This window comes from Aliikangiella litoralis, assembly GCF_052495765.1.
The window spans coordinates 3,316,612-3,333,916 of sequence record NZ_CP199292.1; the positions used below are offsets into that span (position 1 = coordinate 3,316,612).

A 17,305-nucleotide genomic window follows, 5' to 3' on the forward strand; every position below is an offset into this window, starting at 1 on the left:
AACTCTTTAACTAACACCTATTATTAGTGGTTTGTTGTAACTTCTACTGTCTGACTTTCACCAGCATTTACTTTGAGTGGTTTAATCAAAAGTAACATAACAGGTAAAAGTGTCAGGTTTGCCAACAGCGCAACAAACATTGCTAGGCTTGTAAATACGCCAAAATAAATTGATGGCATAAAATTAGATAAAACCAGTACAGAGAAACCGGCAATAATGGTAATCGATGTAAAGTACATTGCTCTTGCAATCGTATCATGACATGCATACATTGCTTGGGTGTAATCACCTAATTTAGCATACTCCTGCTTAAAACGATGGATATAATGGATGGTATTATCAACCGCTATTCCTATACTAATAGCAGCAATGGTAATTGTCATCATATCCAAAGGAATACCAGACCACCCCATTAATCCTAAAACAAAACAAGCGCCGACCAGGTTTGGAAACATGCCAATTAATGCCAATTTAAATGAGCGAAATAAAATGACAAACATAGTTAAAATAATTCCAAAAACAACACCCAGTGTTAAAATTTGTGATTTAAACAAGCTTTCAAGCATATTGTTATATAAAATTAACATGCCAGTAAAGTGAAAGCTATCTTTAGAAAATTTCAACTCATCGGTTAAAAATTGACTAATATCCGCTAGGAGCTTATTTCTATCTAAACGAGGATCAGTTTCCTTAACTCGAATAAGAAATCTCACTTCATCATTTTCTCTATCATAAAATGGGGACATCACCTGCTGTCGTAAATCTTCCGGAATTTTCTTTTCTAACAGTGACAACTCAAAATCGCTGAGCCTTTGATTACCATTAATTTGTTCAACAATTTGTAAACCTGCAGCTAGCGATAGTGTTTTGCCAGTCACACCAAGACTATCTATAAAGTTTTGAATTTTGTGTAGCTTATTGATGCCATGTGATGTTAACCACAAGCGTGGAGTTTCAGTTGAAGCATCCTTATTTTCATCTTGAAACTCTTCTTCTTCTTCCCACTCGTCTTCTTCGTTTTCTTCTTCAATAAAGGCAAAATCTGCTTCTATTGCAGAACGTTCGATGATAACTTCTAAAGGTGTTGTTCCACCAAGTTCGGTATCAATCACTTTCATTCCCTGATGTATTTCAGTATCTGATTTAAAATAATCAATAAAGCGATTATCTACAGACAAATAACTAATCCCCCAGGCACTCGTTAAACTCATTAGAATTGCAATAGATGCAACCTGCCAGCGCCAACGATCAGATATTTTTGCCAGGTGATTAGTAAATGTAAAAAAGCCACTTTCTTTACGACGATCTAAACCAGATTTTTTTCTCAAACGCATTAATATAGGAAAAATCATAAAAGCAATTACAAAAGCAAGACTAACTCCCATTATCATCATTTTTCCAAAATCAATTACCGGTCGAATGTCACTAACCATCAAAGATCCAAAAGCGACAATTGTTGTTAAACTCGTATATGCACAAGGGGTAAACATAGAAGATAAGGTTTCTACAATTTTATCGTTGTAGCTCATTTCTCGAAAATCACGTTCGACTTGACGAAAACGTACAATCAAATGAATAATAAGTGACATGGTTATAATAAGCAGCAATGCAACAAAATTAGAGGAGATAACAGTAACAGGCCAATCCATTAACCCCAGTATTCCCATACTGGTAATAGCGGTAATAACGCAACCACCTAAAGTAATAATAATCCAGCGTACTCGTCTAAATATAAACGCCTGAATTGCAATCAATAATAAAAATACACCAACACCAAAAACTACCAAATCATTTTTAACATATTCAATCATATCGTGTGCGATCATAGGGATCCCACCAAGATAAATATCCGCTACATTGACATAGCTAGCTTTCATTTGCCTGATTTGATTAATGACACGTTCATTTCGTGTAGCAAGTTCGTCAGCAAGTAACCGCAATTCCTGTTTTAAATTGAGTTCCGCTTGTCTTTCATAATTGCTTAACTGTCCTTTATTTAAACGTTTCCATTGTAATTTTCTTAATTCATCGTTGAGTTTGAAATAGTTTTTATTTCCTTTCAAATTAACTTGAATCACAGTTGTTTCAGCATCACTACTAACTAAAAGATTTTTATATAAAGGAATATTTAAAATATCTTGTTTCGCTTTTGATAAATTAACGCCTTTGTCTCCAATAAAATATAAATCATCTTCAATACTAGCTAAACTGACTGTTTTTGCATCAAACAATGGCGCATCAATGAGTGAAATAACCGCTTCAACATCAGGTAATTTAGCAAGCTGTTGTTTGAGAGCGCCTAATTGTTTAATTGATTCATCTGAAAATAATGTGATTTTGGGTTTAAAAGTTACAAATAAATAATCGTCAGTCCCGTAACGTTTTTTCACTTTGCGATAATATTCTAACGATTGATCGTTTTCCAAAACTAACGAGTCAGCAGAAGCATCCATACGAAAATACACAGTATGAGAGCCAATAATAGCAATAATGGCAATAAAAGCAGCTGTCGTAACCCATATGTGTTTTAAAACATACTCAGAGTAAAACAATTTTAACCAAGTAGGCATAAATATCCCTTAAATAAAAATTTGTATCATTTATTTTTTGCTAATAAAATTTTGATTATCAGGCTAATTTGTGCACAATAAATACGAAAATTTCATAGTTTTAAGCAGTTTTGTATTTTATACTGGTCAGAGCAATGCTGACTACCACTTTGTCACATTCTATGGACTATTATGTGACAAAATAATTCAGGAGAAAACCATGAAATTTCCACAAAATATACTCGTTGTTGTCAGTGGAAAACGTAGAACTCATATCGCTTTAGGGCGAGTACTACAATTAGCTAAATTTTATGACATTAAAATCACTCTTCTCAGCTGCATTTATGATCCTGGAACTGAGTTATCACCTTTGTTATCCAGTGAGCATAAAGACCAAATAAAGCAAGAAAAGTTGCAAAACAGAGCCAGCTACCTGAACGAATTAAAGCAGTCGGTGGAAAAGCAAGGTGTACCGGTTTCAGTCAGTGTAAAATGGCATCGAAAAATTCAAAACGCCGTTATGGAAGCCTGCGAAGAGTTCACTCCTGATTTAGTCGTTAAACGTATCAGTGAAAATGCATCAAGTATTAACCCATTTACCATGCCTGTTGATTGGCAATTATTACGCCATTGTCCAGCACCATTATTACTTGTAAAAGATAAGGAGTGGAATCTCTCCGCACCAATTATAACCGCAGTAGACGCAGCAACAGAAAACCCCAAGGAAGAAGTATTTAATCAAAAGATTGTTAATTATGCTAAATTAGTTAGCCGCCTGACAGATACTCCTGTTCACATAGTCACCACACATATATCCCCTAAAATCGATAATGCAGTAACAATACCTGATTTTGACTTAGAAGCCCTTCGCGACAAAGTCACAAAGCTTAACCACAAAAAACTAAAAGCCCTTGCTGTTAATAAAAATATTAATGATGAACATCTACATGTCATTGAAGGCTTAGCAGAAGATAGAATCCCGCAACTAGCCAAAGATATCCACTCGCAACTTGTTGTAATGGGAACGATCAGCCGCACAGGTATTAAAGGGGCATTTATGGGTAACACAGCAGAGAGAGTATTAACGCATCTTCAATGTGAAGTCTTAGCTTTAAAGCCTTAATTTACCACTATTTTATAATTATAAGTTTTAAAATTAGCTATCTAATAAGATGTGAATTTAAATTATCCTAGACTATAATAAGTGCACGTAAGAAATTGCTCGATTTCTATCAATAATTTATTGATTTAGATCACAATAAAGACTTGTCTGATACTGCAAAATCCGACCCGGCGATTTTCGTCGGCTTCTTTATATAACAACAGGAATACAAATGTCTGAAAATAATTCTCCGACCTACAATTATCTTGTGGTCAGACAGTTTTCTATTATGACTGTCGTTTGGGGTATCGTAGGAATGCTTGTCGGTGTCATCATAGCCGCTCAATTATTCTGGCCTGATCTTACCTACGGTATAGAATTTCTAACCTACGGTAGATTACGTCCTTTACATACCAATGCTGTAATTTTTGCTTTTGGCGGCTCAGCTTTAATGGGTACTTCTCTATATGTTGTGCAACGAACTTGCCAAGCCCCTCTTATTAGTAATTGGTTAGCCGCTTTTGTGTTTTGGGGATGGCAGCTTGTTATCGTACTTGCCGCAATCTCACTACCGATGGGGTGGACAAGTGGTAAGGAATACGCTGAGTTAGAATGGCCCATTGATATCCTCATTGCTGTAGTCTGGGTTGCTTATGCAATTTTATACTTTGGTACTATCGTTAAACGAAAAACCTCCCATATTTATGTTGCTAACTGGTTTTATGGCGCCTTTATTTTAACGGTTGCTGTTTTACACATAGTCAACAGCGCCGCAGTACCAGTATCTATGACTAAATCTTATTCAGCCTATGCTGGTGCAATTGATGCAATGGTTCAATGGTGGTATGGACACAATGCGGTTGGCTTTTTCTTAACCGCAGGATTTTTAGGAATGATGTACTACTTTATCCCTAAGCAAGCAGAACGACCTGTATATTCTTATCGCTTATCAATCGTTCATTTTTGGGCGTTAATTGCAATTTATATGTGGGCAGGTCCACATCACTTACATTACACGGCATTACCAAACTGGGCCCAATCACTCGGCATGGTATTTTCTCTGATACTACTAGCACCTTCTTGGGGCGGTATGATAAACGGTATGATGACTTTATCTGGGGCTTGGCACAAATTACGTGATGATCCTATCCTTAAATTCCTAATCGTTTCGCTATCTTTTTATGGTATGTCCACCTTTGAAGGTCCAATGATGTCAATTAAAACAGTTAATGCTCTTTCTCATTATACTGACTGGACTGTCGGCCATGTTCACTCTGGTGCACTTGGCTGGGTTGCATTTGTAACCATTGGTGCCATGTATTACTTGATCCCAAAATTATTTGGACGTAAAGATATGGTCAGTATCGATCTTATTAATATTCACTTCTGGGTTTCGACCATTGGTGTTGTACTTTATATAGCCGCTATGTGGATAGCCGGGGTAATGCAAGGCTTGATGTGGCGTGCAGTTAACGAAGACGGTACCTTAACTTACAGTTTTGTAGAATCAGTTCAAGCAACCTATCCTTATTACGGTATTCGTCTATTAGGTGGCGTACTATTTTTATCAGGCATGCTGATTATGGCATATAACGTTGTAAAAACCATTCAGGCTGGGCCTGATTCAGATTCATTAAAGGAGGCCTAATCATGCAACATGAAGCAGTTGAAAAAAATATTGGCCTAATGGGAATACTAATAATTCTAGTCATTAGTTTTGGCGGATTAGCAGAAATAGTCCCACTGTTTTTCTTAGATGATACGACTAAACCCGTCAAAGGTATGAAGCCATACACGGCGCTTCAACTTGAAGGTAGAGATATCTATATTCGCGAAGGATGTAACACTTGTCATTCACAAATGATCCGGCCATTTCGTTCTGAAACAGAACGTTATGGACATTACTCTGTTGCTGGAGAACATGTCTGGGAACACCCTTTTTTATGGGGTTCTAAGCGTACAGGCCCAGATTTAGCAAGAGTTGGAGGGAGATATAGTGATGAGTGGCATCGGGTACATTTACTCAACCCGCGAGATGTTGTACCAGAATCGAATATGCCCGCATTTCCATGGTTAGAAAACAAAATCATTAATGCAGAACTAACCCCTGAAAAGTTAAAAGCATTTCGCTTATTAGGAGTTCCTTATTCAGAGCAAGATATTGCCGAGGCAAAAGCATCTGTCGAAGGAAAAACAGAGCTAGAGGCAGTTATTGCCTACTTGCAAGCGCTTGGCTTAGCTTTAAAAGATAAAAGGTAATTTAACGTGGATATCAACCTAGTAAGAAGTTTGATAACCCTGGCCCTTTTTGTCTTGTTTATCATTTTGATATATCAAGTTTATCGCAAAAAGAATAAACGCCACTATGAAGAAGCGGCTCATCTCCTATTTACCGATGGCGATGAGCGCTCAAACAAATTGAAGCAAGAACAACCTAAGGTAGACAACCATGACTGAATTTTGGAATTGGTGGGTAATAATCATCGTCGCAATCAACATTTTAGGATGTTGGGCCCTCCTACACTGGACTCGCACTATTAAAGAGTCAGAAACAAACGCAGATGAAACAACAGGCCATGTTTATGATGGTATTGAAGAATATAATAATCCACTACCACGCTGGTGGCTTAATATGTTCAATATTACATTAGTGTTTTCTATCATTTACTTAATTTTATACCCAGGGTTCGGTAAATTTGAAGGTGTACTTAATTGGACACAGGAAAATCAACATGAAGAAGAAGTCAACAAGGCTAAAGCAACCTATCAGCCTCTGTTTGATAAGTACTCTAATATTTCAATTGATAAATTGGCAAATATAAAGCAAGCCACTGAAATGGGTAAACGCATCTTTATGAATACCTGCTTCGGCTGTCACGGTTCCGATGCACGAGGAAATCCAGGCTATCCAAATCTGACAGATAAAGATTGGTTATGGGGAGGTTCACCTGACCAAATTAAGCATAGCATTGTTAATGGAAGAACAGGAGCAATGCCACCATTTGGAAATAGCTTAACAGCAAACCAAATTGATGAGCTTGTCCAATATGTTGGCCAACTATCTCAACATAAAGTCGATATTAAAAAGGCAGCAGCAGGTAAAAAGACGTTTGATACTCAATGCTTTGTTTGTCATGGCAAGGATGGCAAAGGAAACATCGCAGTAGGCGCACCTGACCTAACCGATAATATCTGGTTATATAGTGGCTCTTCTACTTCTATCGCCAAAACAATTCGAGAAGGCCGAACAGGCCAAATGCCAGCACATGCAGAAATATTAGGTGAGGCAAAATCTCACTTAGTAGCAGCTTATGTGTATAGTTTGTCCAATAAATAATCAAATCATATAAACTCCTGCCAAAGTGTCTATTTAGGCGCTTTGGCCAAACTTTGTTGAGAATAGTGGCATGTCGAAAAAACAGCACGACACTAAACAAGTAAAAAGCCAGCAAGCAGACAAAATTGTCATTAGAGATCTTTACGCTAAACCAGACAAAATTTATCCAAGACAGGTACATGGTATTTTTGCCAAACTGAGAATATTATCTGTTTTTGCTCTTCTCGGCATTTACTACGTAACCCCCTGGATAACATGGGATTCCAGACAAGCTATCTTGCTCGATTTACCTGCAAGAAAGTTTCACTTATTTAGTATTACCTTCTGGCCTCAAGATTTTGTTTATTTAACATTATTACTTGTTATCTGTGCAGTAGGATTGTTTTTATTCACTGCAATTGCTGGAAGACTTTGGTGTGGTTATGCCTGTCCACAAACAGTCTGGACAGAAACGTTCATGTGGATAGAAGAGTTTATAGAAGGCAACCGAAATAAACGCATGAAACTTGACAAAAAAACCTGGGGACCAGAAAAAATCACTAAAAAATTTTTAAAACATAGTTTCTGGATTATTTTTGCATTATTTACCGGTTATACCTTTGTAGGTTATTTTTCTCCTATACGCGAGTTAGGTGGTGGTATTTTAACTCTCTCTTTAGGTCCTTGGGAATGGTTCTGGATCGGTTTATATTCATTAGCAACCTATGGAAATGCGGGACGTCTTCGTGAGCAGGTCTGCTTGCATATGTGCCCTTATGCCCGTTTTCAAAGCGCCATGTTTGATAAAGACACATTGATTATATCTTACGACGATCAACGTGGTGAATCACGAGGAAAACGCAAAAAGAATTCTGATTATAAAATAAAAGGACTGGGTGATTGTATTGATTGTAATCAATGCGTGCACGTTTGCCCTACAGGAATCGATATCCGTAATGGTTTACAATACGAATGTATTGCTTGTGCAGCCTGTATTGATGTATGTGACAATGTTATGGATCAAATGGGTTATGAGAAGGGATTAATAAAATACACCACTGAACACGAAGAAAAAGGCCAAACAACCAAACTATTCCGCCCAAGAACTTTTCTATACACCTCACTATTTTTTGCTTTAATCGCTATTTTTATTTATTTAATTGCCACCAGAGTTACACTCGATGTTAATGTCATTCGTGATCGGAATAATTTGTACACTGAAAGTTTTGATGGCAGCATTGAAAATATATTTCAGTTAAGAATTCTCAATATGTCACAAGAATCTAACCGCTATAAGTTAACCGTCAGTGGTATCGAAAGTACAAAAATTCAAGGCGATACAGAATTTAATATTGAAGCAGGAGATGTATTAACATTACCGTTAAGAATTAGCTCACCACAAGAAAGCCTTAAGAGCCGTTCTAATAATATTTACTTTGAAATAACAACACTTGGCGATAACCCTACTGTATATACAGCTAAAGGCAAATTTCTAGGTCCTAAAAAGAGATAATACTTAATGCAAAACTCAGACATTAAACCTTGGTATCAACAAAAATGGCCATGGCTCATTATATCATTGCCTCTTCTAACCGTTATCGCAGGTATTATTACTTATCAGATTGCCGCAAATAAACCTCACAGTATGGTCAAAGATGACTACTTTAAAGAAGGTTTAGCAATCAACCAGTCAATTACCAAGCTAGAAAATGCCCGCGCAATTGATCTTAAAGCAACAATCAATATCGACAAAGATGCAGAACTCATGTTTATCAAGTTATCAACTAATAATTCAGTTCCTGTTAAAGCAACAAGTATCAAAGTATTTTTTTCCCACCCAACTCAAGCCAAGTTGGACCAAACAATATTATTTGAAAAATTATCTAGCGACGAATTTGTAGCTGCCCCTCCCCAATTACCGCAAGCCTATTGGCATATCAGAATCATGGATGAGCAAGAAAATTGGTTACTTAAAAAACGCTGGCATTATCCAGAAAATAACCATTTAGAAATTCATGCAAACCATTGAAGAGACAGCTCGCTGCTACCATTGTTATTTAGACATACCAAGCGGGACTAATTACCAATCAATTGTTCTAGGGGGCAACAGAGCTTTTTGCTGCCCAGGTTGTCAGGCTATTGCAGAAATGATTTCAACAAATGGACTAGAAAGTTTTTACCAGTTCAGAACAAAAAGCAATATAAAACCTGATGATATTCTTCCTCAGGAACTTTTAGAATTAGAATCTTTAGACTCACCAGATGTGTTAAGTTCAATTACAACTCAATCTCAAGGAGAGTATCAAACTATTGAACTAGGCATTGAAGGGATCACCTGTGCAGCCTGTGGCTGGTTAATTAAAAACCAAATAAAAAAACGTTTTGATGTTAACGATATACAAGTTAACACCACAACCAATCGAGCTAGGTTAAAATTTACAAAAAGCACACAACTTAGCTCTATTTTAAAAAACATTCGCGAATTAGGTTATAGAGCATACCCCTTCAGCGAAGATCAACAAGAAAAATTGGTTAAAGCCGAAGATAGAGCTTATAGCCGCCGACTCATTGTTGCTGGTTTAGCAATGATGCAAGTAATGATGTTCGCCACTGGTTTATATATTGGTGATTTCCAAGATATTTCTAAAGAGCATGCCTATTTTCTTCATTTGGTTAGTGGCTTATTAGCAACACCTGTTGTTTTTTATTCCGCACTTCCTTTTTTTAGTAGTGCCTGGAAAGCATTAAAACATTTTCATTTCGGCATGAACTTGCCAATATCTATAGCAATTATTGCAAGTTACAGCGCGAGTATATACTCTCTACTGAGCAATGGAAAAGTTTATTACTTTGACTCTGTAGTAATGTTCATATTTTTTCTTTTAGTAGGTCGTTTTATCGAACATAAAATGCGACTAAAAGCGATATTAAAACAACAAAACTTTAAGCAGCTAATACCACTATCAGTTAACCGTAAGAACGCAGATGGAACCATCGAAGTTATTTCGACTGCAAAAATAAAACCATCCGACCAATTAATTATTAACGCAGGAGCCATTGTTCCAGTAGATGGTATTCTGCTTAATGGCACCGCAGAGGTTAATGAAGCAGTTATTACTGGCGAGTTTATGCCAAGAAAAAAAAATTACCGTGACTCATTATATAGTGGTTCAGAAAATACGAGTGCTAGCTTTGTCATGCAAGCAACAACCAACTTAGCTGACTGCCGCGTACAAAAATTACTCCAATTGCAAAATAATTCTGAGCATTTAACCTCTAGTGAAGTTTCAGTCGCAGACAAAATTGCAAACTGGTACGTTATTATTTTATTAGTTATCAGTCTATTAACTGGCTTTATCTGGTGGCAAATAGATCCGAGTAAAGTTTTCCCCATTATTTTATCCTTACTGGTCGTTAGTTGCCCCTGTGCACTTTCTCTTGCTACGCCAGCTGCCGTCGCTGCTGCTATCGCTAGACTGACCGATCGAGGGTTAATGATAAAAGATAAAAGTACGCTTTCACGATTAGCCAAGATCAATCAAGCTTTTTTTGACAAAACCGGTACACTAACTTTAGGCAAAATGTCTATTCATAGCACTCTATTACATGCAACAATCAGCGAAATGGAATGTATTCAAATTGCGGCTAACCTAGAATCTATTTCTAACCACCCTATTGCAAATGCTTTTAAATCTTTAAATATTCCATCACTACCAGAGGCTGAGTTAAAAGAAGTTATCTCAGGCGGAATTGAGGGAGTTATCAATAATCAAACTTACCGCATTGGTAAAAAAGAGTTTGTTCAGCAACAATCAAAACTTAATAATATTGAAATCCCTTTAGTTACGAATAAAGATTGTTCTAACTTGCTTATATACTTAACTAAAAACAATCAGCATATTGCGACATTCATACTCACTGACGAACTCAATGCCAGCTCAGATAGAGCATTAAAACATTTACAAAAACTTAATATTGAAACCCATTTAATTAGCGGTGATTCGCCAAAAGTCTGTGAATTAATAGGTTCACAGTTTAACTTTTCAAGTATTATCGCAAATGTATCTCCAGAGCAAAAACTACAAACAATACAAAGTGCTCAACAAAAAGGTAATTGTGTATTAATGATTGGTGATGGTGTTAATGATATTGGTGCGCTCAGCCAAGCCGATGTTGGTATTACTTTAGGAGTTGCTTCACATTTATCTAGAGGAGCATCAAACGCCGTGCTAGTTAGTCAAAATCTTACTGTCATCAGTGAAGCGATTCAAGTGGCACGTAAACTCAATAGAATCATTCGACAAAACCTTTCTTGGGCGGTTTTTTATAATTTAATTGCGCTACCATTTGCAATAATGGGATTAATTCCAGCTTGGCTTGCTGCCATTGGCATGACAGCAAGTTCTCTTATTGTTGTGCTTAACGCTATACGTTTGCGTCGCTAATTTTTTCATACGAAGCAATTGCAGTTTGCATAGCGGTTAAAGTACGTGAATGAAACTCTCGTCGATATAAGACAGCAACGACCCATGCTGTCGCTCCAATAAATAACATTGGGTGAACAAACCAAGTGATTGTTGCCATCGAAAAAGTGTAAGCTCTTAATCCATAATTAAATGACTTATTGGCTAATGTTAATAAATCATTTGAACAACCAATATATTCCTCAACATTTTTATTCGTATTTTCAGGCGCAGCGCCAAACATTACAATAGCAAAGTTATACTGCCTCACTGACCAAGAAAACTTAAAAAAAGCATAAACAAAAATAAATACCATAAATATAATTTTCATTTCCCAGCTTGCTTGGCTATGCTCAGCAACAAAAGGCAAAGCCTGAGCTAATCGCATAGCTTTATCAGATGCACCCAAAACCGCTAATAAACCAGCTAGAATAAAAATGGTTGTTGAGGCAAAAAAAGCAACATTGCGCTGTAATATTCCCAAAGAGGTCACATCGGGAATTCTCATTTCTCGGTTAATCATCGCCTGCATCCAGCGCCCGCGTAATATGGTTAAACTATTTGCTAAATTGGCAACACGAGTTAAACGATAGTTTGCAAAAAGCGTATAACCAGCCCAACAAAATATAAACCAATATAAAGCGATCCAATCAACTAGAGAAAATATATTCATTTAATTACTCCAACAACTTAACTTACTACTGGTAATTGACAATCCAATCAGGAAACAGTTTTAAAATTGACCGACCCGGCTTACGGTTTCTTGTAAGAGCCTTTATTGCAACTAAACAAGGATTTAATTGAGCCGGACGGCTTGAACGCTTGGCATAGAGTCCACCAACAGCTTGTGGTTCTCCTGTTGCCAAGATTTTCAAACCATTACTTTTAACCCACTGTTCAGCAAATAAATAATCGACACCAATTGCAAATACATCTTTATGTAACAACAAGCTTAAAGCACCTATATGATTATCAGTAAATACCGTTTGATTATGCTGTAATTCAACTCCGGCATGTTGAAGCATTGTTTTCTGATCAGCAAATCCAGTGATAGAACTTGGATGAACAAAAGCGAAATGAACACCAGATAAGCTTTGTAAATCATTAATATGAGTCTTTTGCCTTACTATTATTGCAGCCTGTGAAAAATGACCTTTCTCCCTTTTAATTTGCATAACTTGATAGCTATTAATTAATTTTAGTGTATGTTCAGGCAATTTGATGCTAGAAAATAAAAGATCAAACGATTGTTGATTATAATGTGAAATGTGTTCAATATTGACCACACAATTCTGCGCTTTTAGGTAATTAGCAAATTTTTTATATAACCGAGGGGAACTAGAACCGCCTTCACTTAGATCAACTAATACCTTTAACGGAGTTTGTGAACGGACACTTAAAGACAGGGGAAAACATAAAAAAATTAAAGAAGCAATAATAGCGCATTTCATCGTACGCCCTATCTCCTAAAGTACATAAGAAAAAAGCAGTCTAATTTAAATTAAACTGCTTTTTATTGATTTTTATCTACTTAACATAATCAAAAATTACGTTTTTGGAAGGGTCACACCTGTTTGTCCTTGGTATTTTCCGCCGCGATCAGCATATGAAGTTTCACAAACCTCATCCGACTCAAAAAATAGCATTTGTGCGACACCTTCATTAGCATATATTTTTGCAGGTAATGGCGTTGTATTTGAAAACTCTAAAGTGACATGACCTTCCCATTCTGGTTCTAGCGGTGTCACATTAACAATGATACCGCAACGAGCATAAGTCGATTTGCCCAAGCAAACCGTTAATATATTTCGTGGAATTTTAAAATATTCGACTGTTCTAGCTAATGCAAACGAGTTAGGAGGAATAATACAAACATCCGATTTCACATCAACGAAACTGTTTTCATCGAAATTTTTCGGATCAACTACCGCAGAATGAACATTGGTAAATATCTTAAATTCATCAGAGCACCTAACATCATAACCGTAGCTAGAAGTCCCATAAGAAATAATACGATTACCATTGACGTTTCTGACTTGTCCCGCCTCATACGGCTCGATCATTCCTTCAGCCGCCATTCTCTGCATCCATCGATCTGATTTAATACTCATTATTCTCAATCTCTTTAATTTCTACGAATTCTTACAAAAATACCATCTTATTATTCAGTGCTTAGTTACTCGGCGACCAGGTTTTAATTGAGATACTATCAGCACCTTTGGAATAATCTTTACCTAGTTGAGTCATATTAGCGGTTAAGTTGCGCGCAATTGTTCGGTAAGTCAAACTAATTTTACTTTCCGGCTCTAAAGCCACACTTGGTTTACCATCATCCAAATGCTGACGTATTGACATAGATAATGGCAATTGTCCCAATAACGGCATATCATAACCTTGCGATAGTGATTCACCTCCCCCTTCACCAAAAATAGCTTCCTGATGACCACAATGGCTGCAAATATGAGTCGACATGTTTTCGACTATCCCCATGACAGGAATTTTTACCTTTTCAAACATAGCAACGGCTTTTTTAGCATCAGCCAACGCTAAATCTTGTGGCGTTGTCACAATAACAGCAGCCGTGACAGGTATTTTTTGCGACATGGTTAACTGAATATCACCTGTTCCTGGCGGTAAATCAACAATTAGATAGTCTAACTCCCCCCACCTGGTATCTCTAATAATCTGTTGGAAAGCTTGTGAAGCCATAGGGCCTCGCCATACCATTGCCTGGCTTTCATCAACAAGAAAACCTATCGACATCGCTTCAACCCCGTGGGCTTTAAGTGGCAGAATAGATTTTTTATCTTCTGAAACTGGTCTTTCATCAGGAATACCCAGCATAATGGGTACACTGGGTCCGTATATATCAGCATCAAGAATTCCCACAGTAGCCCCTTCAGCCAATAAAGCTAAGGCTAAATTAATACTTGTAGCTGACTTACCGACCCCTCCCTTACCAGAAGCCACTGCAATTACGTTCTTTATTTTAGCTAGCTGAGGCACACCGGCCTTGGTTTCATAGGCTTGAATTTTATGTTTAACAGCAATAGCGACTTTTTTACTTTGCGGCCAAGCCTTTACAATGGCTGCCTCAATTTCTTCTGCAAGCTCATGTTTGATACCATTGGCAGGAAAAGGCAATAAAACCTCTACTCTAATATTGTCACCAATAACAGAGGTTTCTTGGATATAAGGGCCGAGTTCAAAGCCTTCAGGTAAGCTGCCAAACTCTGTATCGTTGATTAAGTCAATTATCGCTTGCTCGTCTAACATTAGCTATCACAAATAGGTTAAAATGATTTGGCCAGATTATACCCGAATCAATCACAGAAATACTCGTTTATTTTGTATGGTTTTCAATGGTTTTTGATGAAAGGAAGGGCAAAAAACGGTATAGTTGCGCGAGTTAAAACCCTAAGGGAAAACCCTTAATAAAATTGAGTGTAATATTAGTGAGTTCGATACAACAAAACAACAAAAGACGCATTCTGATAACCAGTGCATTGCCTTATGCTAATGGCTCAATTCATATTGGTCATATGCTGGAACATATTCAAACTGACATCTGGACTCGCTTTCAAAAATCCAGAGGCCATCAATGCATTAGCGTGTGTGCTGATGACACGCATGGCACACCGATTATGCTTAGAGCGCAAAAAGAAGGCATCTCACCCGAAGCGTTTATCGCAGCCACCCAAGAAGAACATATCAAAGACTTCGAAGACTTTTTAGTTTGTTATGATAATTATCATTCAACTCATAGTGAAGAAAATCGTGAGTTTTGCGAATTAATTTACAATCGCCTCAATGACTCAGGCCATATTGCCAAGCGCACTATTACACAACTCTATGACCCAGAAAAACAAATGTTTTTACCTGATAGGTTTGTCAAGGGAGATTGTCCGATATGCGGCTCTCCAGATCAATACGGTGATAACTGTGACAACTGTAGCGCAACTTATAGTCCAACAGAACTAAAAAACCCGAAATCAGCAGTCTCAGGAGCAACACCTATTAATAAGGATTCTGAGCATTACTTTTTTAAATTGACTGATTTCGAAGCTATGCTTAAAAAGTGGACTCGAGACGGACATATACAAGAGCAGATTGCTAACAAACTTGATGAATGGTTTGAAACCGGCTTACAACAATGGGATATTTCTCGTGATGCCCCCTACTTCGGCTTTGAAATTCCTAATGCCCCCAACAAGTATTTTTATGTTTGGGTTGATGCACCAATCGGTTACATGGCTAGCTTTAAAAACTTATGCGATAAACGAGATGACCTTAATTTCGATGATTTCTGGAAAACAGATAGCGACGCGGAAGTCCATCATTTCATTGGCAAAGATATTGTTTATTTTCACACCCTGTTTTGGCCGGCCATGTTACACGGTAGTGGTTTCAGAAAACCAACTAAAGTTCATGCCCATGGTTTCTTGACTGTGGACGGTAAAAAGATGTCCAAAACTAAAGGTACTTTTATCAAAGCAAGAACTTACCTTAAACATCTATCACCAGAGTATTTACGTTATTACTTTATGGCAAAGCTCAATAATCGAGTTGAAGATTTTGATCTGAACTTAGATGATTTTGTTGCACGCATTAACTCAGATCTTGTTGGTAAATATATTAATATTGCCAGCCGTTGTGCTAACTTTATTAGCAAGCGTTTCGATGGAAAATTAACCCAGGGTATTTCACAACATCCTTTAATCAAAGAGTTTCAACAAGCCAGTGATAAAATTGCACAAGCTTATGAAGATAAACAATATAGTTCTGCTATCAGAGATATTATGGCTTTGGCTGATAAAGCTAACCAGTACATAGCAACAGAAGAACCTTGGGTAAAAATTAAAGATGAAGCGACAATTAAACAAGTGCATGAAGTCAGTTCGGTATCACTCAACTTGTTCCGAATTTTAACCATTTATTTAAAACCAGCAATTCCATCAATCGCTAAACAAGTTGAAGCATTTTTAAATGTAAAACCATTAACATGGCAAGACGCACAAAATATTTTACAAGAGCATGAGATTAATCGTTTTAAACCGATGGTACAAAGAATTGAAAGAAAACACCTAGATGCAATGATTGAAGAATCTAGAGAAGAAGCAGAAACCGCCAATACGCCTCAACTGGCGGAACCTCTCAAACCAGAAATTGAATTTTCTGATTTTGATAAGTTAGATTTACGAATAGCCAAAATCGTTAAAGCTGAACATGTCGAAGGGGCAGAAAAGCTACTCCGTTTAAAACTCGATCTTGACGGAGTCATCAAGCAGGTTTTTGCGGGTATAAAATCGGCTTACCAACCTGAAGAGCTTGAAGGTAAATTAACCGTAATGGTTGCCAACTTAAAACCCAGAAAAATGCGCTTTGGCCTATCAGAAGGTATGGTACTTGCTGCAGGTCCAGGAGGTAAAGAGCTCTGGATTTTAAACCCTGATGATGGTGCACAACCAGGTATGCGAGTAAAGTAATAATGCAGAGTTTTGATTTATACCCACAAGCCTGGATCCTTTATATTATACTCGGTATTGCCTTATTGTTTGTTATTGACTTGAAACTGAGAAACTGGCGGTTTGCCTATCGTGCAGGCTTGCTGAGTTTTATTGCTGTTGGTGCATTCACTCCACAAACAGTGACAGATACAACGCTATATGCACCAATGTTTCTCACCAGTTTGCTCAACGCTGAAGTTGAGGGTATCACAGCCATTTACCAAGGTTTATTTACTTTAGTTACAACCTGGGGAATTGTTCTTGCATTAACATTAGCGATTAAACACTTTGTTGATGCAAAACAGAAAAAACAAGCTGTAACACCGCCAAAAGTGGAACCTAAATAACCCGATATCTGAAGACTTAGT

At 37.2% G+C, this 17,305-nt stretch carries 15 protein-coding genes; 10 read left to right on the forward strand and 5 right to left on the reverse strand.

All coding sequences use genetic code 11. The features are described 5' to 3' along the window. Positions 1 to 23: 23 nt before the first annotated feature. Complete coding sequence (locus ACT5E3_RS13600) at positions 24 to 2,570, reverse strand: efflux RND transporter permease subunit (protein WP_444994086.1); 2,547 nt, start codon at positions 2,568 to 2,570, stop codon at positions 24 to 26. Between the two features lie 199 nt (positions 2,571 to 2,769). Between ACT5E3_RS13600 and uspE the strand changes: the two genes are divergently transcribed. From uspE to ACT5E3_RS13640, 8 genes are all read left to right on the forward strand, one after another. Beyond that, entirely contained in the window at positions 2,770 to 3,672 is a 903-nt protein-coding gene (uspE, locus tag ACT5E3_RS13605) for a universal stress protein UspE (RefSeq protein WP_444994087.1), read from the forward strand. A gap of 211 nt (positions 3,673 to 3,883) precedes the next feature. Next, positions 3,884 to 5,299 carry a cytochrome-c oxidase, cbb3-type subunit I gene (gene ccoN / locus ACT5E3_RS13610; RefSeq protein WP_444994088.1) on the forward strand — a complete coding sequence of 472 codons (1,416 nt, stop codon included), beginning with the start codon at positions 3,884 to 3,886 and terminating at the stop codon, positions 5,297 to 5,299. A 2-nt stretch (positions 5,300 to 5,301) separates the two neighbouring features. Then, positions 5,302 to 5,910, forward strand: coding sequence for a cytochrome-c oxidase, cbb3-type subunit II (gene ccoO, locus ACT5E3_RS13615; RefSeq protein ID WP_444994089.1), 609 nt, complete (start codon positions 5,302 to 5,304; stop codon positions 5,908 to 5,910). 6 nt (positions 5,911 to 5,916) lie between these two features. Next, positions 5,917 to 6,108 (forward strand): cbb3-type cytochrome oxidase subunit 3, encoded by a 192-nt coding sequence (locus ACT5E3_RS13620; protein WP_444994090.1) that lies wholly within the window; start codon positions 5,917 to 5,919, stop codon positions 6,106 to 6,108. Next, positions 6,101 to 6,988, forward strand: a complete 888-nt coding sequence (gene ccoP, locus ACT5E3_RS13625) for a cytochrome-c oxidase, cbb3-type subunit III (RefSeq protein ID WP_444994091.1) — start codon at positions 6,101 to 6,103, stop codon at positions 6,986 to 6,988. The genes ACT5E3_RS13620 and ccoP overlap by 8 nt, the downstream gene beginning before the upstream one ends. 70 nt (positions 6,989 to 7,058) lie before the next feature. After that, complete coding sequence (gene ccoG / locus ACT5E3_RS13630) at positions 7,059 to 8,480, forward strand: cytochrome c oxidase accessory protein CcoG (protein WP_444994092.1); 1,422 nt, start codon at positions 7,059 to 7,061, stop codon at positions 8,478 to 8,480. A 6-nt stretch (positions 8,481 to 8,486) separates the two neighbouring features. Next, the gene (locus tag ACT5E3_RS13635; RefSeq protein ID WP_444994093.1) at positions 8,487 to 8,996 is read left to right on the forward strand and encodes a FixH family protein; all 510 of its coding nucleotides are present in this window, start codon (positions 8,487 to 8,489) and stop codon (positions 8,994 to 8,996) included. After that, on the forward strand, positions 8,983 to 11,412 hold the full coding sequence (locus tag ACT5E3_RS13640; protein ID WP_444994094.1) for a heavy metal translocating P-type ATPase: 2,430 nt from the start codon (positions 8,983 to 8,985) through the stop codon (positions 11,410 to 11,412). The genes ACT5E3_RS13635 and ACT5E3_RS13640 overlap by 14 nt, the downstream gene beginning before the upstream one ends. Here the strand turns inward: ACT5E3_RS13640 and ACT5E3_RS13645 are convergent. The 4 genes from ACT5E3_RS13645 to apbC all read right to left on the reverse strand — a co-directional run bounded on the left by ACT5E3_RS13645 (position 11,393) and on the right by apbC (position 14,706). Further along, positions 11,393 to 12,103 (reverse strand): DUF599 domain-containing protein, encoded by a 711-nt coding sequence (locus ACT5E3_RS13645; RefSeq protein ID WP_444994095.1) that lies wholly within the window; start codon positions 12,101 to 12,103, stop codon positions 11,393 to 11,395. The two genes, ACT5E3_RS13640 and ACT5E3_RS13645, sit on opposite strands and share 20 nt — an antisense overlap. Before the next feature lie 25 nt (positions 12,104 to 12,128). Continuing rightward, positions 12,129 to 12,881 carry a PhnD/SsuA/transferrin family substrate-binding protein gene (locus ACT5E3_RS13650; RefSeq protein ID WP_444994096.1) on the reverse strand — a complete coding sequence of 251 codons (753 nt, stop codon included), beginning with the start codon at positions 12,879 to 12,881 and terminating at the stop codon, positions 12,129 to 12,131. Between the two features lie 96 nt (positions 12,882 to 12,977). Further along, positions 12,978 to 13,541, reverse strand: a complete 564-nt coding sequence (gene dcd, locus ACT5E3_RS13655; RefSeq protein WP_444994097.1) for a dCTP deaminase — start codon at positions 13,539 to 13,541, stop codon at positions 12,978 to 12,980. A 61-nt stretch (positions 13,542 to 13,602) separates the two neighbouring features. Continuing rightward, positions 13,603 to 14,706: an iron-sulfur cluster carrier protein ApbC gene (gene apbC / locus ACT5E3_RS13660; protein ID WP_444994098.1), complete on the reverse strand. Its 1,104-nt coding sequence runs from the start codon at positions 14,704 to 14,706 to the stop codon at positions 13,603 to 13,605. 179 nt (positions 14,707 to 14,885) lie between these two features. On the opposite strand from apbC, the gene metG reads away from it, so the two are divergent. Continuing rightward, entirely contained in the window at positions 14,886 to 16,916 is a 2,031-nt protein-coding gene (metG, locus tag ACT5E3_RS13665) for a methionine--tRNA ligase (protein WP_444994099.1), read from the forward strand. A 2-nt stretch (positions 16,917 to 16,918) separates the two neighbouring features. Beyond that, positions 16,919 to 17,284: a hypothetical protein gene (locus ACT5E3_RS13670; protein ID WP_444994100.1), complete on the forward strand. Its 366-nt coding sequence runs from the start codon at positions 16,919 to 16,921 to the stop codon at positions 17,282 to 17,284. Positions 17,285 to 17,305: the final 21 nt, after the last annotated feature.